Genomic DNA, 20631 nt, shown 5'->3' on the forward strand with positions numbered 1-20631 from the left:
ACCTGGAAATAACTTGCTTAGAATTTAAGCCCGATCGTCAGCATAATATTGCTCCGCGTATAATCCAGGCTGGCGGCCTTGGGACTGAGCGACGCTTCATATACTGTATAAGGCTGGTACCTGTCGTTACCCTGTGTATAGCTGTAAGTAGCGTCTGCATAAAAACCCTTGTTACGGAAACCTACACCACCGCTATATACTTTACGGGAAGCATCTATACCGGCATTGTAAGCATCATTGCTATAGGGGTTGGCATACCAGGCAAAACCGGCTCTCACCGCGTACATCGACATGAATTTCAGTTCGGCGCCTGCACGTAAATTGGAAGTAGAGCGGTAAATAGCGTTGATATTATTGTTTAACAGGTTCTGGGTGCCTTTATCATCACTCATCCTGAACTTACCGCTGGCCTGGTTTACGAACTCGTAATCAGCCGTGATAAAGCCCTGTGTGCTGCGCGGATCTTGCAGGTTACCAAAGAAGTAGGAGGCGCCGGCAGCTGCACGCAGCGGAGCGGTAAAGTTGTAATCACTTTCTACAGCATAGCCATTGGTTTGATCAACAGAGAATGCGCTCACTTCTTTTTTTCCATCTTCTACATCAGAGTAAAGTTCAGAAGTAATGGCATCATGAAGCGAATAGAAAGTTGGTGTCACAAAAGTACCCCCTACTCTGAAACGATCCGTTACTTTATAAAGAATACCCACTTTACCGCCAATACCCAAACCAGTACGTTTCAGGTTTTTGTAATAGTCGAAGTAAGAGAAATTGTTGTTCGGGGCTTTGCTTACATCATCTTCCGACCAGGTGAGGGATTCCTTGTAGTTGATGCTGGGCAGGTTCAGGCTGGCGCCAATGTACAGGCGATCGCCATAGTTACCGCCAATGGCAAAAACATATTCGTTCAAACCACCTTCTGTTTTCAGCGTACCGCGCTGGTCAACAGATGGCAGGTTCCCAATTTGTCTTTTGGGAGAAGCTAAGCTCATCGGTTCCTTACTACCTCCGCCCGTTGGCTGGAAGTCGGCAATCAGCCCGGTGCTGAAGCCGAGGTCAGTACCCAGGGCCTGGGTAGCTTTGTTGCCGCTGAAAATATCATCTACCCAGGAATCGGAATAAGAGGAATTGGAATTCCTTCCTGCAATAGCAATTTGATTATTATAGTTGGCCAGGCGGTCCATACCCAATGAAAAAGTAATGTTGTTCCAGGTACTGCGGCCGCTGTTTTTGTTAGTGGCAAAGATCACCCCGATGTTAGGCACCTGGAAATTGCTCCGGTTGCCGGTTGTCTTATCTCCATTCGGATTAGGTAACCAGGTAGAAGTATTGTTATTGATATTGACGGCCCCGGAAATCAGGAATTCTCCTGTTTTAAATACGGCAATACCTGCCGGGTTAATGTGGGCGGATGAATAATCTCCTCCCAGGCCAACGCCTGCTCCGCCTAACGCCTGGGTTCTGGCGGTACCATGAGGTTGTAAGGGCGAATAAAGCAATGCATCGTTGGAGCTCTGTGCGAGGGCTGTTGCAGAAATAAACAAGCCGCCTAAAAGAGGATAAAGTCTTTTAATCATGATCTGTGGTCTTAAAAAATGAGATTTGCTTGCAGGTAAACGCTGTAGTTGCTAACACGTACTGCAGTCTGTATAACGGTTATATAGGCAAAACCTTGTATGGAGACAAAAAATAAGCGTAGGTTTTTAGGCTACGCTTATCTTGTCAATGTTTTTAATTAACGGCCCCCTCTGGAAGGACGGCTGTAACCACCGCCTCCGCCACCGCCGGAGTTACCACCACCTCCGCCGCCGCCAACACGACCACTACCACCGGAAGGAGGAGAGTAGCTAGGCTGACTAGGTGCAGGTCTGCTGTATTCTACACGCTGTGGACGGGAATAATTACCACCGCTATTGTTGTTGCTTGGATAATTGTTATAGTTGCCGGAAGGACGGGAAATAACGGGTCTTTCAGAGTTGCTCTGTTGGAAAACTCTGCGGGGTCTGTCACCTGATGGGTTTACATAACCACCGTTACCATTGCCATTCACCGGTTGTAAAGTACCGCTGCGGGAAGGACGGGAATAACCGCCGTTACCGCTGCCGCCTACCACACCGCCGCCGCTGGTATAGCTGGCCCTTGGAATTCTTTCACCGCTGGATCTTACCGGGCCGTAGGAGTTAGAAGGACGGCTGGTGTAATAACCACCACCATGTCCCCAGTATCCACCGCCATGGCCCCAATAACCACCACCATAATAAGGGTAGCCACCATAGTAGTAAGAAGGCCAGTAACTGCCAATGTAAGGATACCCCCAACCACCATAAAAACTGGTAGCCCATGGGCTATAGTAGCCGCCACCCCAGCCCCAGCCTAAGCCCAGGCTCAGAGATGGACCGTAAAAGCTGCTGTATGGACTGTAACCTAAGCCAAATCCGCTGCCCCAGCCCATACCATAGCTGCCGAAATACATGTTGGACGCCGCATTGTAACCATCCCAGTAACCACCGGAATAGCTGCTGCCACTGCTGCCAAATCTGTTTAAACGACGCTGGTAATCGCCCTGGTCATCGTCATAGGTCACATAGGTACCTTCATCCTGTACACCTTCTACATAAGTACCATCATTCTCATCCTGGCGGCTGTTGCCGTTGGATCCGTTGTTGGAGGCATAGGAGCCCTGCTGCTGCTGACGCGGAGAATAGTAAACATCATCCGGGGTCTGAGCCGTTTTATATGTGCTGGAACATGCCCCCAACGCGAGCGATGCTGCCAGTCCCATGTATAATATAGGCTTCATTTGAAATATATTTTAAGCGTGATTCGTGTAGTAAATTTACTTCTTTTTAACGGATTTAATAGTCAGAAAGTTACAATAACACAGACGACTATATAATATTTTGTGATAACTGTTTGCACAGTTATGTTTTTCATCTATGTTTGTGGCATTTTCTTCTTACGTAAAATTCGACAAAAACTAAGCCAATTCAGCCTTTATCAGCCGGCTGGGATAGTTATTTTTGACAGGATAAATTGATGCGTAATTAGTTTAGAACTAACGATATATAAATAGGTATAATTTTTATGAGTAAAGAGATTACAGCCCGCTCGGAAGACTATTCAAAATGGTATAACGACCTGGTATTGAAAGGCGGACTGGCAGACTACTCTGCCGTGCGGGGATGTATGGTGATTAAACCATACGGCTTTGCATTATGGGAAGCAATGCGCGACGTACTGGATCGCAAATTCAAGGAAACCGGCCACCAGAACGCATATTTCCCGCTGTTCATCCCCAAAAGCTTTTTAAGTAAGGAAGCCGCCCACGTAGAAGGCTTCGCAAAGGAATGCGCCGTAGTAACACACTACCGCCTGAAAAATGATCCAAATGGCGGCGGCGTCGTAGTAGACCCCGAAGCTAAACTGGAAGAAGAACTCATCGTTCGCCCTACGTCCGAAACTATTATCTGGAATACTTATAAAGACTGGATTCAATCTTACCGCGATCTGCCGCTGCTCATTAACCAATGGGCCAACGTAGTGCGCTGGGAAATGCGCACCCGCCTGTTTCTCCGCACCGCCGAATTCCTCTGGCAGGAAGGCCACACCGCCCACGCTACCGCGGAAGAAGCCATCGCGGAAACAGAACAGATGCTCGACGTATACGCCGACTTCGCAGAAAACTTTATGGCCGTTCCCGTGATCCGTGGCGTGAAATCACCCAGCGAAAGATTTGCCGGCGCAGTAGAAACCTATTGCGTGGAAGCCCTCATGCAGGATGGTAAAGCCTTACAGGCCGGTACCTCCCACTTCCTCGGTCAAAACTTCGCCAAAGCCTTCGATGTACAGTTTTCCAATAAAGAAAATAAACTGGAACACGTATGGGCTACCTCCTGGGGCGTATCTACCCGCCTCATCGGCGCACTCATCATGGTACACAGCGATGATGAAGGACTGGTACTGCCACCTAAAATAGCACCTGTCCAGGTAGTGATCGTGCCTATCTATAAAGGCGCAGATCAGAAAGCCGGCCTCGATGAAAAGGTGAACGTGATCGTGAAAGAACTGAGAAACGCCGGTATCATCGTGAAATACGACGACTCCGACAACTCCCGCCCAGGTTGGAAATTCGCAGAATACGAAATGAAAGGTGTTCCCGTTCGTATCGCCATCGGTGCAAGAGATCTTGAAAATAATAGCGTGGAAGTGGCCCGCAGGGATACAAAAGAAAAAATGAGCATGTCGCTCGACGGACTACCAGCCCGCATCAAAGACCTGCTCGACGAAATACAACTCAACCTCTTTAATAAAGCTAAAACTTACCGCGACAGCCACATTACCCGGGTAGATACCTTCGATGAAATGGTGAAAGTGCTGGATGGAAAAGGTGGCTTTGTATCTGCTCACTGGGACGGTACCGCCGAAACAGAAGAACAGATCAAAGAACGCACGAAAGCGACCATTCGCTGCATCCCGCTGAATAACCCGCAAGAAGCAGGTACCTGTATCCTGACCGGTAAGCCTTCCAAAGAAAGGGTGTTGTTCGCAAGAGCATATTAAGATCGTTTATTCCCTTATGGGCGTATTTTATTATATTGGCTATATTCCTTGTAATAAAATACGCCAGTAGGGGAATAAACAACTTTTCGTATATCCCTATTGGACAATAAATCAATAAAATGATCCAATGCCCTTGAACCGTTTTATAATGTTATGGGCGCTGGTCTTCTTCTGTAAGGTTACCACATGCATGGGGCAGGGGCTCATGATCCGTAACTATAATGTGAAGGATGGACTGGCCAACGCTACTGTTTATGCTGCCGTGCAGGATAAAGACGGTTTCATATGGTTTGCTACACCCACCGGCGTCAGTAAGTTTGACGGGAAAAGATTCCGCAACTACACCAAAAAAGATGGACTCACCGACAATGATGTTACTAAACTGGCCGCCGATTCCAAAGGACGGGTATGGTTTTTTACCCTCAATGGAAAACCCTCTTTCTACGACAAACCACTCATTCACAGCGAAGAAAATGATTCATCACTGATCTTCAACAGTCGTAGACACTACATGCAGTACGCCTTCGACGGAAAAGGCGGCTACGTTTGGTTTCTCAATACCAACAACCGGATCATCATGTATTCGGGTAAGGAAACTTCCTATATACCGGGTACATTCGACCTCTTTCACATGATGCGCAACGATAGCATCTATCATCCGTTGCAGCCGTCTTTTCATCTCGATGGACTGGCAGATCTGAACAACTCTACCCAGAAAGTATTTCCCGTATGCCCGTTGCCGTTAGATGATTCCTCGCTGCACACCCGTATCATTGATAAAGCCCTGGTGATTATCCGCAATACGCTGTATTCCTACACGGCAAAGGATGCCATCTGCTTTTTCAATGGCAGCGAATGGGGCATCCACGACGATATCAGCCACGTTTGCCTCGATAATGATAACCTCTGGGTAGGTACCCAGCGGGCCCTTTACTTCCTCAAAGATTTCTTTAAAGGAGAAAGAAAAGTGACCAGGCTGCTCGATAACCACTACATCACTTCCCTCCTGAAGGACCGCGACGGCAACATCTGGATCACCACCTTTGGTGATGGGGTTTACAATATTCCCTACAAGAATTTTTATTTCAGCTACCTCGATAATACAAATGGTCTTTATTCGCACTCTATCTTCAGCATCTCCAAAGACAAAAAAAATAACCTGCTGCTGATAGGACAAAACGCGGGTATCCTCAATACCATGGATGCGGAAAACCGTATCCGCCAATACACGCTGGATACCACTTCCGGCCGGAACAGCCTGCTCACTATCCAGCCCCGTGGCGATAATAATATGATTATTGGCACCGATAACGGGCTGTATAATTTTAATACCGCTACCCAGAAAGCATCACTGCTGAAAGCAGTCAGAATGCTGAAAGACGTGGATATTTCCCCTACCGGCAAAATCAGGATAGCCGCTAAAAACCAGGTGATTGCCCTCGATGATTATTTCATCGGCGACCTGGATATGCTGGTGAATTCTGTTGCCTGTATCAACGACTCCGCCTATTATGTGGGCACCAATACAGGGCTTTATTACTGCACCGATGGTAAACGTCAGCTGATACCTACGGGAACGGATATCCTGCGTAAAGTCAATATTAAAGATCTGAAATGGATAGATGGCTCCCTGTGGATTGGCACCAGCGACCAGGGCATTTACGTAATGCGCCATGATGCCATTGTGAAACATTTTTCTTCTGCCGATAACCTGGCCAGCGATATCTGTCAGCAGCTTTATTATGATGGTATCGGCCGCCTCTATGTAGCCACCAACCGCGGGATGTCGGTTATCGATGTAAAAAACGAATCCATTACCCGTAACATCACTTCCAACGATGGACTGAGTTCAGATGATATTCGCGGGGTATATTCAGATAACGATGTATTGTATATAGCCACTTCCAATGGCCTATGCTATTTTAATGCAGATCATATCCCGGTAGACACCATTCCACCGGTCATCTACCTGAATAATATCCGTTATGGCGACAGTACCTACATGGCCATTAATAATTTTGTGCACCTCTACCAGCGGAAAGCTTCTTTTGAGGCCGAGTTTGGCACCATTGTCTTCGACCTGCCGGAGCTGGTAGAGTACCAGTATAATTTTTCGGGAGATACCACCAACGGATGGGTATCTACCCGGTCAAACATCATCCCGTTCCCTGACCTGCAGCCAGGAACCTATAAACTGATGGTGAGGGCCCGTAAGTATAAGAGCGATTGGTCCAATACCCTGAGTATGGATGTGAGCATCCTGCCCAGGTGGTACCAGCAATGGTGGTCCAGGGGGATCTTGTTGCTGGCCGGCCTGTTGCTGGTATTGGTAGGCCTGCGCTTTATTATCCGGCGTATAAAACAGGCGGAAAAGCGGAAAACGGAATACAACCGGCGTATCGCAGAGCTGGAAGCCAAGGCGTTGACCAACCAGATGAACCCGCATTTTATATTCAATTCCCTCAATTCGGTACAGCACCTCATCCTCGAAAAAGAGGAGAAGCAGGCCCTGAATTTCCTGGCAGATTTTGCCACCTTAATGCGGCAAATGCTTAATAATTCCCGGAAATCCTATATTTCCCTGGAAGAGGAAATCGCCTTCCTGACCCGGTACCTGGAGCTGGAGAAGATCCGGTTTGCCCATTCCTTTACGTACCGCTTTATTATGGAGGATGCACTGAAGGAGTATACCATTTACATTCCCCCCATGATTATTCAACCGATAGTGGAAAATGCCATTAAGCATGGCCTCGCTCCAAAAAATATCAGCGGTTACCTGGAAATCAGGCTGGAAATGGTGGATGATCTCTTATATTGTTCTGTAGATGACGACGGAATAGGCTGGGATAAGTCAAATAGCATTAAAAGTTCGAGGCTCATTAAACACGAGTCTACTGCATTAAGCGTGATTAAAGAGCGCTTGCAGATTATAAAATCTTTTAATGGAAGTGTTGGAAAGTTAGAAATTATTGATAAATTTAAATCTGGTTTCGGCAATAAGGAAGGTACCTTAGTTGAAATTCTGATTCCCATTGTTAAGATGTTATGAGTAATATAAAAGCTGCCATTGTAGACGATGAAGTCCGCAACATTCATATTTTACGCAATATACTGGAGAACTACTGCAAAGATGTGACAGTTGTCGGTGAAGCGCAAAATATCAATGAGGCGGCAGAAATGATCAAAAACAACCCCATTGATGTTCTGTTTCTTGACATTGAGATGCCACCACACAATGGGTTTCAGCTCCTGGAAATGTTCCCGGTCCTGAATTTTGAGGTCATTTTTATCACCGCGTTCCAGGAATATGCGCTGCAAGCCATCAAATTTGCTGCGCTGGACTACCTATTGAAACCCATCAAGGTAAGCGAGGTAGAAGATGCCCTGGAAAAAGTGAAAAAGAGCAAGAAAGGCCGGCTCAATGAACTGGCGTCTATCCTGAAGGATTATGTCAAAAACAACGATAACGCCTTCTCCAAGATCGTAATACCGGTCAATGATGGCTATAATGTTATCGACCTGAAAGATATTATCTACTGTGAGGCGTTCGACAGCTATACCAAAATACAGCTGATCAACAACGTTTCCCACCTGATTTCCAAATCGTTAAAGGAGTACGAGGAAATGCTCTCCGATAAAGGATTTTACCGGGTGCATAAGTCCTTCCTGATCAATATCCACCATATCGTTAAGATCATTAAAGGTCTCGGTACGGCGGTAGTCATGAGCGATCAGAAGAATATCCCCATCTCTTCCCGCAAAAAAGACGAATTCTTTACCCAACTGAAAGGGGTGATCAATCTCTAATATTATTAAATTTTTTTAATTATTAAAGCCGGTTGCACAACGCTTAACCGGCTTTTTGCTGCGTTCCTATCTTTCTTTATAGCGTTTACGGATTAAGGGATCTCCGTTTCATACACTTGTATTATTTTCATAATGGGTTTTCATAGATATGGCTGATTGCATGATTTGCCTTTCCAGGTAATCCATGTATGACTTAATGGAAAAGCCCCCCGCGGAACGTGGGGGGCTTTTGAAAGCTTTATTATGGCTTAGGCTTACAGGTTTTGTGAAGCGCTGCCGGTTGTTGAAATATTATAATAGTAGATGCTGTTGCCTCTTTCCGGGTAAAAGCCAACGAGTTTCAGGTTTTTGTTCTTGTCCAATGCGCTGCTGAGTGCATCTACAGAGGTTACCGGGGTATCGCCGGCTTTCAGGATCACAAAGCCGGGCGCCATAGAGGTTTGTTTTTTCAGGATACCGTTGCCGATATCATTTACAATAACGCCGCCATTTACGCCTAACCGGGTTGCCTGGTCCTGGCTCAGCTCACCCAGATCAGCGCCTAAGCGGTCCAGGGCAGTTACTTTCACCAGGTCGGTATTCCCTTTCAGGTTTTTCATGACTACATTATCCACAGTGGTTTCTTTACTGCCACGCAGGTAAGTAATACTGATTTTATCGCCTGGTTTGTAACGGGCTACCTGCTCGCCGAGTTGGGAAGTAGCCGGAATCTTTACACCGTTAATAGCAGTGATCACATCGCCGGCACGCAGTCCTGCAGCGGCTGCAGAGCTATTGGGCAGTACTTCTGTTACCTGTACGCCGTTTACATTCCTTTTAATACCGGCATCTTTCAGCTCTTCATCGCTCATATTATTGATGAGGGAAGACTGTGCATATCTTACGCCCAGGTAAGCTCTTTGTACGTTACCGTATTTCAGGATATCGTTGACTACTTTTTTCACCAGGTTAACCGGGATTGCGTAGGAATAACCAGCATAAGAACCGGTAGGTGAAGCGATAGCAGAGTTAATACCTACCAGCTCACCAGCCGTATTTACCAGTGCACCACCACTATTACCCTGGTTTACAGCGGCATCGGTTTGTATAAAGGATTCGATGGCACTGTTCATCTTACCACCACTGCGGTTAATACCAATAGAGCGGGATTTGGCGCTCACGATACCGGCAGTAACGGTAGCATCCAGGTTCAACGGATAACCTACGGCCAGTACCCATTGTCCTATATCCACGTTGTCGGAGTTGCCATACATCAGGTAAGGAAGGTTTTTGGCGTCTATTTTAATGACGGCCAGGTCGGTGCTGGGATCCGTACCTACCAGCTTAGCCTTGAAGTTCTGGTTACTGTTGAGTGTTACATTGATTTCGTCAGCATCAGCAATCACGTGGTTATTGGTAACGATATATCCATCGCCGGAAATCAGCACACCGGAACCGGAGGCCATTTGACCAGGAATGTAGTATTTACGTCCGCCACCGCCGCCGTTGAATTCATCCCCAAAAAAGTCATCGCCAAAAAGATCCTGCAGGATACTGCGTTGACGCTGGAGGTTATTGCCATTCGTGACCTGGCGGGGATTGATTTTTGTTTTGATGTGCACTACGCCGGGAACTGCGGCCTTGGCGGCCATGGTAAAATCAGAGGGTGGGGCAGCGTTGGTATTGCCTTCGTTACCAGGCATATAACGTGCATAATTAACCGGGACTTCTGTACCATTCTGATAAACTATTGGCTGCCTCGGTTGGAAATATTTGCCATACACAAATATGGAGGCAGTTGCCGTTACTGCACTGATAAGGACAGTTGTAACAATTTGCTTGAATTTCATATTATAGTGTGTTTGCGTGATAATTAATGAGATAACAACGGCATAAGATCAATTTGCATGCCCTTGCTACAAATTTAACAGGTACAATGAATGAAACGCAAGTACCCATATTTACTTTAACACATTTTTATCGTAATCGTTAAACACGGCTTAAAACCCCACTGACAGGGCTGTCAGGTTGCATGTCAATATAACAAGTAAATGCGACAAATTGTTAGAAGAGGTATGGATGGCAGGGAAGGCAGGCGCCTTCCCTGCGTTTATAATTCCAGGAGAAACTTCAGGGTGTCTACGCCGTCGGCGTAGTCGATCAGGTTGGGTTGCTGGGCGTAACCGAAAGGCGTAAACGACTGGCCTACCAGGCATTGGATGGCTTCTTCGCCGGAAAGCTCCTGTTGTAGCTGGGCCATATCTATATAATAGCTATAGTGCAACACGCTGAGCGGGGAAAACAGGGCGGTATTTTCCTGCAGTAGTATCGTACCATTGGTAATATAAGGGCTGCTATTGAGCAGCAGTAAAGCCAGGTTATAGTCGTAATTGTTTTTGTATTTATGGTGTTCCGCCAGGTAGCTGTACTTGTCCAGTGCTTTTAACAGCGGTGCAAAATCGTAGTTGGTTGGTACATATATCTTAGTCACATTCCGGCAGCCCAGTCCGAAGTACAGCATAATATCATCTGCCAGGGCTTCCAGCTCAGCAGCTGATTCGTGGCCGGTAAGAATGGCGGCAGAGGTGCGGTTATGCCGGATAATATGCGGGTATTTGGCAAAATAATAATGGAAATACCGGGCAGAGTTGTTGCTGCCGGTGGCAATATAGGCATCGCAGCCTTTCAGCATCTCCTGGATTTCGGTTTGGTGGGCGAGGGCAGGATACCATTCGCCCATCTTCTCCAGGATATGTTTCAGGAGGATTTCGTCTTTGGCCGATAGCTTCATTTTTACCTGGTGCCCGCTCACGAAACCGCAAAGCCAGTCATGGAAGCCTACCAGGGGAATATTCCCTGCCGTTACAATGCCCACCGTTTTAGGCTCGTGGGCGTCCGTTACTTTCGGGTAGCCCTCCAGCCAGTCTTTTAATTTTTCCGGGGAAAGGAAATACCGGGAGATATTGTCCAGGGCGTTGTCTATAAAGGCGGGTGTAAACCATCCATTGGCGATAAAAGCGCGCTCTTTCACTGCTTCCAATTCGGGGCTTTTAGCGGCCAGGTACTGACCCAGGCGTATCAATGCGGCTTCTTTTTCTATAATGTTCATGAAACTATATAAATAAATGACTTAATTAAACCGGGAAAATTTTATTTTTGTCACACAAAATTAATGGCTTACTACTTAATCAAAAAGTTTACACTATGGCAATTAAGATAACAGACGAATGTATAAATTGCGGTGCCTGCGAACCAGAATGCCCTAACAATGCGATCTATGAAGGCGGAGTAGAATGGGCCATTGCGGATGGCACCACTGTAAAAGGCTCCTATACCCTTATGGATGGTAGTGTAATGGACGCAGACCAGCGCAATGCGCCTATCAGTGTAGATACCTACTACATTGTACCCAACAAATGTACAGAATGCCAGGGATTTCATGAAGAACCGCAATGTGCGGCTGTTTGCCCGGTAGATTGTTGTGTACCTGACGAAATGTACCAGGAAACGGTGGATGAGCTGATGGGCAAGAAAGCAAAACTGCACATCTAAAATATTTAAAAGGAAGCTTAAAAACCGTTGCGGCTATAGCCGGAACGGTTTTTTTATATCATTTTAACAGCAGCTAACCCAAAAATATACCTATGGCACTTAAAATAACAGACGAATGTATAAGTTGTAATGCCTGCGAATCAGAATGTCCCAATAATGCGATCTATGAAGGTGGCGTAGAATGGGCCATGGCCGACGGCACCACTATTAAAGGCGCTTATACCCTGATAGGCGGCAGCATGATGGATGCCGACCAGCGCAATGCACCCATCAGCGCAGATATCTATTACATTGTGCCTGACAAGTGCACAGAATGCCAGGGGTTTCATGAAGAACCGCAATGTGCGTCCGTTTGCCCGGTAGATTGCTGCGTACCCGACGAAATATACCAGGAAACAGTGGCGGAGCTGATGGACAAGAAGGCTAAGCTGCATGCCTGAAATATTTTAAAGGAAATTTAAAAAACCGTTACGGCCTTAGCCGGGACGGTTTTTTTTATGTAATTTGAACTGCAGCAGCTGTCAGGGCCGTTGCTCTTGCCAATTAACAAATAACCTTTAACTTTACCCGCTTATTGTAAAACATCTTATGAAGAAGAATATAGCTTTGGTAGCCGGTGGATATTCCGGAGAATATGTGATATCTGTGCAGAGTGCCGTAACAATTGAAAATAACCTGGATAGCAGCAAATATAATGTCTATAAGATCATTATCACAAAAGACAGCTGGGGCTATACAGCGGCAGATGGTACCATTGTAGAAGTAGATAAAAATGATTTTTCGCTGACCGTTCAGGGAAATAAAATCACCTTTGATGCCGTATTTATTGGTATTCATGGCACTCCCGGCGAGGATGGCCGCTTACAGGGCTATTTTGAAATGCTGGGGATTCCCTTTACCAGCTGCGGCATGGTTACCTCCGCTGTTACCTTCAATAAGAGCTTTTGTAATAAGATAGTAGATGCCCTGAACGTGGTAAACGTGTCTAAGTCAGTACATATTTTTCGCGATCAGCCTTATAATACTACCGATATCCTGCAGCAATTACGTTTACCGGTGTTCGTGAAGCCGGCAGAAGGTGGCAGCAGCATCGGCATGTCTAAAGTAAAAACAGCGGAAGAACTGCCATCAGCCATTGATAAAGCCTTTAAGGAAGACGCGCAGGTACTGATAGAAGAGTTTATCAAAGGCCGTGAGCTCACCATTGGTTTGTATCGTGAAAATGGCGCCATTACAGTGTTGCCTATTACGGAAATAGTGAGCAGCAAGGAATTCTTCGATTACGAAGCCAAATACACCCCGGGGGTATCCAACGAAATTACCCCTGCACCCGTATCGGACGAAATTACCCGGAAAGTGCAGGAAATAGCTACCATCCTGTATAACAAGCTGAATTGCAAAGGTATTACCAGGGTAGATTTTATTTATGAAGAGGGCACCGGAAAATTATTTTTCCTGGAAATAAACACTATGCCGGGGCAATCAGAAAACAGCCTGGTACCGCAACAGGTAAGAGCTGCGGGTAAAACGCTGAAAGAATTTTATGGCGTGCTTTTAGAAGAAAGCATGAAGTAAGGATTATCACACTTAATATATCATTATCGTGTTCGACTTTATTACCAAACGCTCATTTGGAATCAACCTGCTCGCTGTTATCGCCATGTTCTTTGCACTGGCCCTGCTGTTCTTTTCTTTGCTGGGCTTGATCACCAAGCATGGACAACAGCTGACAGTACCGGATGTGCGCGGAAAAAGTGTAAAGGAAGCTATCAGCCTGCTGGAAAATGCCGGTTTTGAGGCTGATGTGAGAGATTCCATTTATATTGATTCCATCCCCCCACTGGCGGTATATGCACAAACTCCCGATAAAGGAGCCCAGGTAAAGGTGGGCAGAACCATCTACCTGACTGTGAACAAGACCGTAGCTCCTATGGTGAAAATGCCGGACCTGGAAGGGCTTACCTTCCGCAGCGCCGAAATGATGCTGAAAAGCCTGCGCCTCAATGTAGGAGATACCATCTATAAACCAGACTTTGCCACCAATACGGTATTACAACAGCTGTTGGGCGGCAAGAAAATAAAACCAGGCACCCTCGTAGCGGAAGGCAGCAATATTACGCTGATCCTCAGTAGCGGTACCGGCAGCGTAGAAAACCCGGTGCCTAACTTCGTGGGACTTACCTACGCCGAAGCCCGGGAAATGCTGAGTGCCAGCAACCTGAACCCCGGTACGGTGATCATCGATCCAAATGTAACAGATACCGCCAACGCCTATATTATTAAACAGGTACCGGCCCGCAAAAATGAAATCGGTGACTTTAACATGGTGAGAGCCGGCGAAAGTGTTGATTTCTGGTTATCTGCCAACAAACCGGTAACCGATAGTACGGTTACCCAGCCGGCTAAGCAGGAATAAAAGAAATAGTGTAATTTGAACTTGATTTTAAATACTTTATAACTATACAACTATGCAAAATATAACAGCAGAAGAACTGAAACAACGTATTGATAACGGGGAAGAGCTATATATTTTAGACGTAAGAGAACCGCACGAACGTGCAGAATTCAATATTGGCGGTGTACACATTCCGCTGGGCTTTGTACAGCAAATGCAGGTAGACGAAATTGAAGACTGGAAGGATAAAGAAATTATCGTGTATTGCCGCAGCGGCAACCGTAGCGGCCAAGCCTGCATGCTGCTGGATTCTATGGGCTTTACCAACACCAAAAACCTGGTGGGCGGTATGCTGAAATGGACGGAACTGTATAAATAAGCATAAACGCAGAAAGCTTAAAGCAAAAAGCTATTGAAGCGAATGAACTTTGCGGATATAAAAATCGCATGGTTTATTCGCTTCAATAGCTTTTTGCTTTCGGCTCCTATGCTTTCTGCTCCACGATGGCGGTAACTTCCACTTCCACGAGGTATCGCGGATCTATCAGTTTACTTACCTCCACCATTGTGGTAGCCGGTTTAATACTTTTAAAGAACTCTCCGTGTGCCCGGCCATATTCTTCCCATCGTGATATATCCGTCACAAACATGCGGGTGCGTACTACATCATGCAGCGTGGCGCCGGCATTGATCAGCGCCGCTTCTATTTTGGCCAGGGCGAACCTGGTTTGCTCGTAGGCGTCTCCTTCTGCTACTACTTTATCATTGTCGGAAGCAACCGTGCCGGATACTTCTATCACATTGCCGATCCTTACAGCCCGGGAGTAACCTACTTTCCCTTCCCAAAGGGCTCCGGAGGAATAATTGGTACGTTTCATAAGCGTTGTTAAGGAGCACCTTGAGTGCGTTGCTCCTTACTAAATTTAACAATTTTCCCCAGCAAATCAAACCAGAACGGAGCGCCTAAAGAGAGCGCCAGCGCGGTGAGCACCCATCCGGCCCATACCAGCCGCCTATTTTGCTGCAGTGGATGGGTAAAGCCACAGCGGATGGTTACCTGCCCGTTGCTGCTGTCGGCCACACAACCCCGGCTAATACCCAGCACATTCCTGGCATCGCCGGCATCGTTGCGAAGCATGGCGTATATGCCTATCAGTGAGGTATCATTAACGAATACACGGAGGGAAGTATCTGCGCGGTAAAAGGAGCTGTCTTTATGCACCAGGTGTTTACTGATCAGGGTGTCGGTAACGGCAGTATAAGCCGGCACACGGCTGGCGGCCAGTTGCACCAATTGCGTCCTTACATTTTTATCTTTCATCAGGATACGCGCAATGGCAATGGAATCGACATTAAAAACGGCGGCAATCACCAGGCCCAGGCACAACAGCCAGGTTTGTGTTTGCTTGCGGTACCAGCCACTGGCACGGGTCATGGTTTCATTGAACCAGCCCTCCAGCTCTACCCGGAAAGCCTTTATATCGTGTGTGGCGTCTTCAAAAAGCTGTTGCAGGTGTTCCAGGGTATCGGGGGCCAGATACAGGTAATTGTTCTGCAGCGCGGTATAGATCATTTCCGGATCGCCTGGACTGTCAGCAACAGTGGGTTGTTGCGCTTTATAACTGCTGCGCAGCAAATGAATGATGGCCTGGGAAAAAATAGACGGACTGATATACGCCGGCCTCGAAGCGGCGGTATTTTCTCCCAGGTGGAGGATAGAGGGACTATTGTAAAATTTTTCCAGGAAAGGACTGCCTTTGAAAGGCGCAAAGAAATAGATGATACTCCAGCCCAATTCGTAAAACCAGTTGAAAAATGTAAACCGGCGAAACCAGCGATGATCCCGGCGCCGGGGATCTCCTTCCAACAGGCGCCGTAATCCTTTGGTGAGCCCCCGCGCCCGGGCATTCAACATTCTCGCAATAAATTCCTGCACTACAGAAGCCAGCAAGCTATAAAGCAGGTAAATGAAAATAAGGCCAAGGGCCACATCTATGGCCAGGTTGCTAAACATAGGATAATGTATTAAGTTGACATATATACATAAAAATAATAATTATTATTACTAAGTTACCTGCCAACTACGCAATGTATTTGTCAACTCACCGTTATCTTTGGTAGAGTGTGGTAAAAGACCACCCGTGTAAAACCATTTTCAGACATTATATATTTGCGTACATTTTAAGTTATATGAAATTGAAACATTTATCCCTGTGTATGGGGCTGGCGGTAGCGGGTAGTGCTTCTGCCCAGATCAAATACAGGGACACGGAGAAGAAGCCAGCTTTAGTGCCTTACGACAGTAGTATCGCTTTCCAGCATCTTACGCCAGATATTGCCCAACTCACCCTGGTAGGCCAGGAAATCACTTTTCTTAAACTGAATCCGAAACGAGGGGTGAAGAACAAGGAAGACTCGCTGCTGGAGAACATCAAGGTAAAAGCGGCCATAGAAGTACCTTATAAAAGCGTAATCAGAGGCGGGCATCTTTATACGCCCTATAAGGCAATAGAGAATAAAACATTCAAAATTGTGGACTATGACCGGAAAAGTGCAGAGTCGGGGGAAGTTACACTGGTATTCACGCTGCGGGATGAAGACCGCAAATTGTTGTTGTACCAGGTACCCGCCGACAACCTGGCCGGTACCCCGGTGATTATCAATGCCAATTATGAGTGGATGAAAAGGAAGTATGTAGGAAAACAATTACATCTCCTGAAAGAAAATATGAAAACCACCAATATCCTGGAAGATAATAAGGACCTGAGCCTGCGTCAGTCTGACGAATTTTCCTGTACAGATATCGCGGTTATTTTCTCCGGAAAACAAAAATTCGGGCAGCCTTTTCTGATTGTAAAAAATGGCGAAAATGAAGAATTCGCTGTGGGGCTGGGCAAGAGAAGTGAATATGTAACCGGCCCGCTGATCGAAGAATTTGGGTTGTAAGGTAAAATAAAACAGAGAGCCGAAAGCTCTCTGTTTTATTTTATACGCTTATGCTGGTTGTTCAAAAAAGCAGCAGCTTCCTCCCACCCAGGTATCTTTACTATTGAATCCTACGCCAATCATTTTGCCTTTGCTGATACGGGCCAGGTTGTGTACCAGCATAGGACGGGCAGCGCCATCCTGCCAGATATAGATCATACGTATTTCACAGATAGCAGGACCAGTGGGTGTTGCAATAGCAGGTGCATACTTTACTTTATGTTGCAGGATCCAGTTTTCAGGATCCTGTATACGGTCAATATCTTCCTGGGTAACATCTATCAATACACCTTGTCCGGCAAAAGAGAACAGGGGCTTTAATACATAGTTTTCCAGGTCGGCCGGAATAACGGGCAGCTCATGCAGGAACCAGCTTTTAGGCACATATTCGCTGTGAATAAAAGGCATGATGTACTTGCTGATACGATAAAACCAGTTGGGATGCGTAATCCATTCTACGTCCAGATCCTGGAAAAGGTTTACATGCTCTCCCAGGGAAGCGGATTGCTTTTGCAGATCATCGAAGATGATGCGGTTATAGATACGCTGCACCGGTGTTTTAACGCCGTTGCGCAGGTAATACAGCTTTTTCCCGTCTTGTATAAGTTCCGTTAAGCACACGGTAGGAATGCCCAGGCTCTTTTCCGTGCTATAGAAATCGATTTTTGTTTTTTGCTCTTCCGGTTTTACTTCCAGCAGGATCACTTCTTCTGGTGCGTAAGGCCCCACGATCATATCCCTGAGCAGCTCATAGTAGGTTGTTTCATCTAACCCGTTAAAAAAATTATTGAGATAGTCAGGAATATCGAAATGTGTTTTAAACTGCCGGGCCATTACCTCCTGGAAAGCCAGCATGGTAGGGAATCCCTGCAGTTCTATCAGCTGCGGTACCAGTTCGCCGGTGGCTGTTTTACAAACTGCAAAATCAATTACAATAAAGTGAGGATGTTCATTTTCACGCGGCACCTTCAGTGCAGGGGGAATGGCATCCTGGGTAATTGTTTTGAAGTCGGGCCGGAGCAATACTTCCACGATTTCTTCGCAGGCTTGCACCAGTTTACTACTTAGCGCAGCCGGAACAAAAACGGGGGTTTCCGCAATCCGGAAAGACGGGGTTACGCCGGTATCCGTCGCAATACCTTCGAGGAAAGCCTGGTATTGTTCGGGGGTAAATTGTCGATTATAGGATGTTCTGACGTCTGGAATCATGATGTTTTCATTAAAAGAACGAGTGTTCATTATCTGTATGGGCGGCCACCTGCACCAGTCGTTCGATGGCAGCCAGTCTTTCTGAGAGTTGGCCATAAATGGCGTAGTCGAGGAAAGCGGTAATGAACCGGTCGTGTGTAAGCATAATCTTATCCGGATCTGTTAACTGGTTGATCATGCTGTTGTATTTTTCTATGCCGTGGTGATCTATTACTTGTTTTTTCTTTTCGTTCTGCTGAAGATACATATGCATACCTGCAGCATCGGCTTCGGGGTGGAACTGGGTACCAATGAAATGCTCATTGAAGCGGATGGCCATGGTGGCACGTTCCAAAGGTACATGCGGCCTTTCTTTTTCCAACGCCAGCACATGCCCGCCCATGGCTTGCAGATTTGCGTAGTTCAGCTCTATGACCTGCCAGTCGCGGCTATCTACAATATAAAAAGGATCGGGGAGGGCGCTGAACACTTTTTCCTGCATACCAGCTGCGGATTTATGTACAGGGAAAACGCCGAAAGCAGGTGATTTGCGCTTGCAAACATTGCCCAGCTGGTAGTACCGGCACATGATCTGGTAAGAGTGACAAATAAAGAACGCCGGCTTTTTAACTTTCTCCGTACGGTTCCATTCCAATAAATCTTCTACCAGGGAAAAATAGGCGCTTTCCCAGTCACTTCCTTCACTGGCAACGGGGCTACCGGGTCCGCCGGTAGAAATATAGATATCATAGCTGGTGTCGGGAACTTGTATCTGCTGCCTTACTTCAAATTCATCAAATTGAAGGTCCAATGCATGCATGCTGGCATATTTCGTCAATATTTCACGGATACAGCGCATTCCTTCGTTGGGAACACCCTCGTACATATCCAGCACAGCCACCTTCCAGCTTTTTTTAGTTGGATGCATACTGCAAAATTACGAAATATGGACTAACAGCCCCGGAGAAACTGGTCATGAATGAAATCGGTTACTGCTACGAGGTCGTTGGTATCGGCAAATACCTGCAGTTGTTTGTCGGCGCCGGTACCTGTTTCCATGAGCCTGGTGGTAGCCGCAATCACATCGCGGCTGCCCAGATCGTCTACCACATCGTCTATGAAGTCGAGCAGCTCAAAGATCAGGGACCGGGTGTTTACTTCGACCTCTTTACCGAAATCGATCAGGTAGCCGTCGATACCATAGCGGGAGGCTCTCCATTTGTTTTCGTTGATCAGGGCGCGGTTATAGATAATGAAGTTAAGGTTTTGCATGCGCAGCTTGTAAATTTTTGCGCACACGGCCTGGAACAGGCCGGCTATCGTAATGGTATCATCCAGGGTAAGCGGTACATCACAGATCCGGAACTCTACCGTATTAAAGAAGGGATGAACTCTTAAATCCCACCACACCTTTTTGGCATTGTCGATACAATTGGTTTTTACCAACAGTTTGATATAGTTGTCGTACTCCTCTATGCTGCCGAAATAATCGGGGATGCCGGTACGGGGAAATTTGTCGAAAACCTTGGTACGAAAGGATTTGAAACCGGTATTCCTACCCTCCCAGAAGGGAGAATTGGTACTGAGGGCAAATATATGGGGCAGAAAGTACCTAACGGAATTGGCTATATGAATGGCCATTTCCCGGTTTTCCATGCCCACATGCACATGCAGTCCGAAGATGAGGTTAGACCGGGCAGCATCCTGCATTTCGTTCACGATTTCGAAATACCGGGGATGATCGGTAATGAGTTGTTTTTCCCATTTGCTGAACGGGTGTGTACCGGAAGCCCCCATATGAAAGCCCAGGTCGCCCGCTATCTGCGCAATGGTACGGCGCAGCAGGGCTACGTCAGCTCTGGCTTCATGGACATCGGCGCAAATGCGGGTACCTACTTCCACCACAGCCTGGTGAAACTCGGCCTTTACCTGGTCGCTGATCACCTTGTGTGCCTGTTCTACTATCTTTTGTTCGTGTGATCTGAGCTCGCGGGTAGTAGGGTCAATTACCATGTATTCTTCTTCGATGCCGAGCGTGAAGGCCTTAAACATGTGGTGTATTTTTAGCTGTGAGCTGTTACTGGCTTACAGCATCAGTGAATTTTTTTATATAGTTATCGGTTTTTCGCAGTGCTGCTGTCCAGTACTGTGGACAGATATGGAAAATA

18 protein-coding genes are annotated in these 20631 nt (G+C 46.6%); 9 read left to right on the forward strand and 9 right to left on the reverse strand.

All coding sequences use genetic code 11. From position 1 onward, the window contains the following. Nucleotides 1-17: 17 nt before the first annotated feature. Both HGH91_RS17585 and HGH91_RS31105 read right to left on the reverse strand, forming a co-directional pair. Nucleotides 18-1574, reverse strand: a complete 1557-nt coding sequence (locus HGH91_RS17585) for an OmpP1/FadL family transporter (RefSeq protein ID WP_168740118.1) — start codon at nucleotides 1572-1574, stop codon at nucleotides 18-20. 158 nt (nucleotides 1575-1732) lie between these two features. Then, on the reverse strand, nucleotides 1733-2797 hold the full coding sequence (locus HGH91_RS31105) for a hypothetical protein (protein ID WP_211092374.1): 1065 nt from the start codon (nucleotides 2795-2797) through the stop codon (nucleotides 1733-1735). A gap of 284 nt (nucleotides 2798-3081) precedes the next feature. On the opposite strand from HGH91_RS31105, the gene proS reads away from it, so the two are divergent. The 3 genes from proS to HGH91_RS17605 all read left to right on the forward strand — a co-directional run bounded on the left by proS (nucleotide 3082) and on the right by HGH91_RS17605 (nucleotide 8364). Beyond that, a complete protein-coding gene (gene proS / locus HGH91_RS17595; protein WP_168740119.1) occupies nucleotides 3082-4557 on the forward strand; it encodes a proline--tRNA ligase in 1476 nt (491 codons plus the stop codon). Between the two features lie 133 nt (nucleotides 4558-4690). Beyond that, nucleotides 4691-7606, forward strand: coding sequence for a histidine kinase (locus HGH91_RS17600; protein WP_168740120.1), 2916 nt, complete (start codon nucleotides 4691-4693; stop codon nucleotides 7604-7606). Then, nucleotides 7603-8364 carry a LytR/AlgR family response regulator transcription factor gene (locus tag HGH91_RS17605; protein WP_078672331.1) on the forward strand — a complete coding sequence of 254 codons (762 nt, stop codon included), beginning with the start codon at nucleotides 7603-7605 and terminating at the stop codon, nucleotides 8362-8364. The genes HGH91_RS17600 and HGH91_RS17605 overlap by 4 nt, the downstream gene beginning before the upstream one ends. Before the next feature lie 254 nt (nucleotides 8365-8618). Here the strand turns inward: HGH91_RS17605 and HGH91_RS17610 are convergent, their stop codons facing one another. Together HGH91_RS17610 and HGH91_RS17615 are read right to left on the reverse strand one after the other, a co-directional pair. Next, on the reverse strand, nucleotides 8619-10193 hold the full coding sequence (locus tag HGH91_RS17610; protein WP_168740121.1) for a trypsin-like peptidase domain-containing protein: 1575 nt from the start codon (nucleotides 10191-10193) through the stop codon (nucleotides 8619-8621). A 260-nt stretch (nucleotides 10194-10453) separates the two neighbouring features. After that, on the reverse strand, nucleotides 10454-11452 hold the full coding sequence (locus tag HGH91_RS17615) for an acyl-CoA reductase (protein ID WP_168740122.1): 999 nt from the start codon (nucleotides 11450-11452) through the stop codon (nucleotides 10454-10456). 95 nt (nucleotides 11453-11547) lie between these two features. Between HGH91_RS17615 and HGH91_RS17620 the strand changes: the two genes are divergently transcribed. From HGH91_RS17620 to HGH91_RS17640, 5 genes are all read left to right on the forward strand, one after another. Beyond that, complete coding sequence (locus HGH91_RS17620) at nucleotides 11548-11895, forward strand: 4Fe-4S dicluster domain-containing protein (protein WP_145667986.1); 348 nt, start codon at nucleotides 11548-11550, stop codon at nucleotides 11893-11895. Nucleotides 11896-11987: 92 nt separating this feature from the next. Beyond that, nucleotides 11988-12335 carry a 4Fe-4S dicluster domain-containing protein gene (locus HGH91_RS17625; protein WP_168740123.1) on the forward strand — a complete coding sequence of 116 codons (348 nt, stop codon included), beginning with the start codon at nucleotides 11988-11990 and terminating at the stop codon, nucleotides 12333-12335. A gap of 148 nt (nucleotides 12336-12483) precedes the next feature. Beyond that, nucleotides 12484-13470, forward strand: a complete 987-nt coding sequence (locus HGH91_RS17630) for a D-alanine--D-alanine ligase (protein WP_168740124.1) — start codon at nucleotides 12484-12486, stop codon at nucleotides 13468-13470. 28 nt (nucleotides 13471-13498) lie between these two features. Beyond that, entirely contained in the window at nucleotides 13499-14311 is an 813-nt protein-coding gene (locus tag HGH91_RS17635) for a PASTA domain-containing protein (protein ID WP_168740125.1), read from the forward strand. Between the two features lie 52 nt (nucleotides 14312-14363). Next, the gene (locus HGH91_RS17640; protein WP_145668028.1) at nucleotides 14364-14669 is read left to right on the forward strand and encodes a rhodanese-like domain-containing protein; all 306 of its coding nucleotides are present in this window, start codon (nucleotides 14364-14366) and stop codon (nucleotides 14667-14669) included. Between the two features lie 106 nt (nucleotides 14670-14775). Here the strand turns inward: HGH91_RS17640 and HGH91_RS17645 are convergent, their stop codons facing one another. Beyond that, nucleotides 14776-15168 (reverse strand): RidA family protein, encoded by a 393-nt coding sequence (locus HGH91_RS17645; RefSeq protein WP_168740126.1) that lies wholly within the window; start codon nucleotides 15166-15168, stop codon nucleotides 14776-14778. A gap of 8 nt (nucleotides 15169-15176) precedes the next feature. Continuing rightward, nucleotides 15177-16304 carry a hypothetical protein gene (locus HGH91_RS17650; protein ID WP_168740127.1) on the reverse strand — a complete coding sequence of 376 codons (1128 nt, stop codon included), beginning with the start codon at nucleotides 16302-16304 and terminating at the stop codon, nucleotides 15177-15179. A 176-nt stretch (nucleotides 16305-16480) separates the two neighbouring features. On the opposite strand from HGH91_RS17650, the gene HGH91_RS17655 reads away from it, so the two are divergent. Next, nucleotides 16481-17236 (forward strand): hypothetical protein, encoded by a 756-nt coding sequence (locus HGH91_RS17655; RefSeq protein WP_168740128.1) that lies wholly within the window; start codon nucleotides 16481-16483, stop codon nucleotides 17234-17236. Nucleotides 17237-17284: 48 nt separating this feature from the next. On the opposite strand, the gene HGH91_RS17660 is transcribed toward HGH91_RS17655, so the two are convergent. From HGH91_RS17660 to HGH91_RS17670, 3 genes are read right to left on the reverse strand one after another with little or no spacing between them, the layout of a single operon-like run. After that, entirely contained in the window at nucleotides 17285-18484 is a 1200-nt protein-coding gene (locus HGH91_RS17660) for a hypothetical protein (protein ID WP_168740129.1), read from the reverse strand. Nucleotides 18485-18494: 10 nt separating this feature from the next. Beyond that, nucleotides 18495-19391 (reverse strand): type 1 glutamine amidotransferase, encoded by an 897-nt coding sequence (locus HGH91_RS17665; RefSeq protein WP_168740130.1) that lies wholly within the window; start codon nucleotides 19389-19391, stop codon nucleotides 18495-18497. A gap of 23 nt (nucleotides 19392-19414) precedes the next feature. Continuing rightward, nucleotides 19415-20515, reverse strand: a complete 1101-nt coding sequence (locus HGH91_RS17670) for a carboxylate-amine ligase (RefSeq protein ID WP_168740131.1) — start codon at nucleotides 20513-20515, stop codon at nucleotides 19415-19417. Between the last annotated feature and the right edge of the window lie 116 nt (nucleotides 20516-20631).

It is taken from the genome of Chitinophaga eiseniae, assembly GCF_012641265.1.
GTDB lineage: Bacteria > Bacteroidota > Bacteroidia > Chitinophagales > Chitinophagaceae > Chitinophaga > Chitinophaga eiseniae_A.

What these genes read in the sequence shown, in the direction of transcription:
- HGH91_RS17585 (WP_168740118.1), bottom strand. Translation starts at nt 1,574, where the DNA reads ATGATTAAAAGACTTTATCCTCTTTTAGGCGGCTTGTTTATTTCTGCA.
- HGH91_RS31105 (WP_211092374.1), bottom strand. Translation starts at nt 2,797, where the DNA reads ATGAAGCCTATATTATACATGGGACTGGCAGCATCGCTCGCGTTGGGG.
- proS (WP_168740119.1), top strand. Translation starts at nt 3,082, where the DNA reads ATGAGTAAAGAGATTACAGCCCGCTCGGAAGACTATTCAAAATGGTAT.
- HGH91_RS17605 (WP_078672331.1), top strand. Translation starts at nt 7,603, where the DNA reads ATGAGTAATATAAAAGCTGCCATTGTAGACGATGAAGTCCGCAACATT.
- HGH91_RS17610 (WP_168740121.1), bottom strand. Translation starts at nt 10,193, where the DNA reads ATGAAATTCAAGCAAATTGTTACAACTGTCCTTATCAGTGCAGTAACG.
- HGH91_RS17615 (WP_168740122.1), bottom strand. Translation starts at nt 11,452, where the DNA reads ATGAACATTATAGAAAAAGAAGCCGCATTGATACGCCTGGGTCAGTAC.
- HGH91_RS17620 (WP_145667986.1), top strand. Translation starts at nt 11,548, where the DNA reads ATGGCAATTAAGATAACAGACGAATGTATAAATTGCGGTGCCTGCGAA.
- HGH91_RS17625 (WP_168740123.1), top strand. Translation starts at nt 11,988, where the DNA reads ATGGCACTTAAAATAACAGACGAATGTATAAGTTGTAATGCCTGCGAA.
- HGH91_RS17630 (WP_168740124.1), top strand. Translation starts at nt 12,484, where the DNA reads ATGAAGAAGAATATAGCTTTGGTAGCCGGTGGATATTCCGGAGAATAT.
- HGH91_RS17640 (WP_145668028.1), top strand. Translation starts at nt 14,364, where the DNA reads ATGCAAAATATAACAGCAGAAGAACTGAAACAACGTATTGATAACGGG.
- HGH91_RS17645 (WP_168740126.1), bottom strand. Translation starts at nt 15,168, where the DNA reads ATGAAACGTACCAATTATTCCTCCGGAGCCCTTTGGGAAGGGAAAGTA.
- HGH91_RS17650 (WP_168740127.1), bottom strand. Translation starts at nt 16,304, where the DNA reads ATGTTTAGCAACCTGGCCATAGATGTGGCCCTTGGCCTTATTTTCATT.
- HGH91_RS17655 (WP_168740128.1), top strand. Translation starts at nt 16,481, where the DNA reads ATGAAATTGAAACATTTATCCCTGTGTATGGGGCTGGCGGTAGCGGGT.
- HGH91_RS17660 (WP_168740129.1), bottom strand. Translation starts at nt 18,484, where the DNA reads ATGATTCCAGACGTCAGAACATCCTATAATCGACAATTTACCCCCGAA.
- HGH91_RS17665 (WP_168740130.1), bottom strand. Translation starts at nt 19,391, where the DNA reads ATGCATCCAACTAAAAAAAGCTGGAAGGTGGCTGTGCTGGATATGTAC.
- HGH91_RS17670 (WP_168740131.1), bottom strand. Translation starts at nt 20,515, where the DNA reads ATGTTTAAGGCCTTCACGCTCGGCATCGAAGAAGAATACATGGTAATT.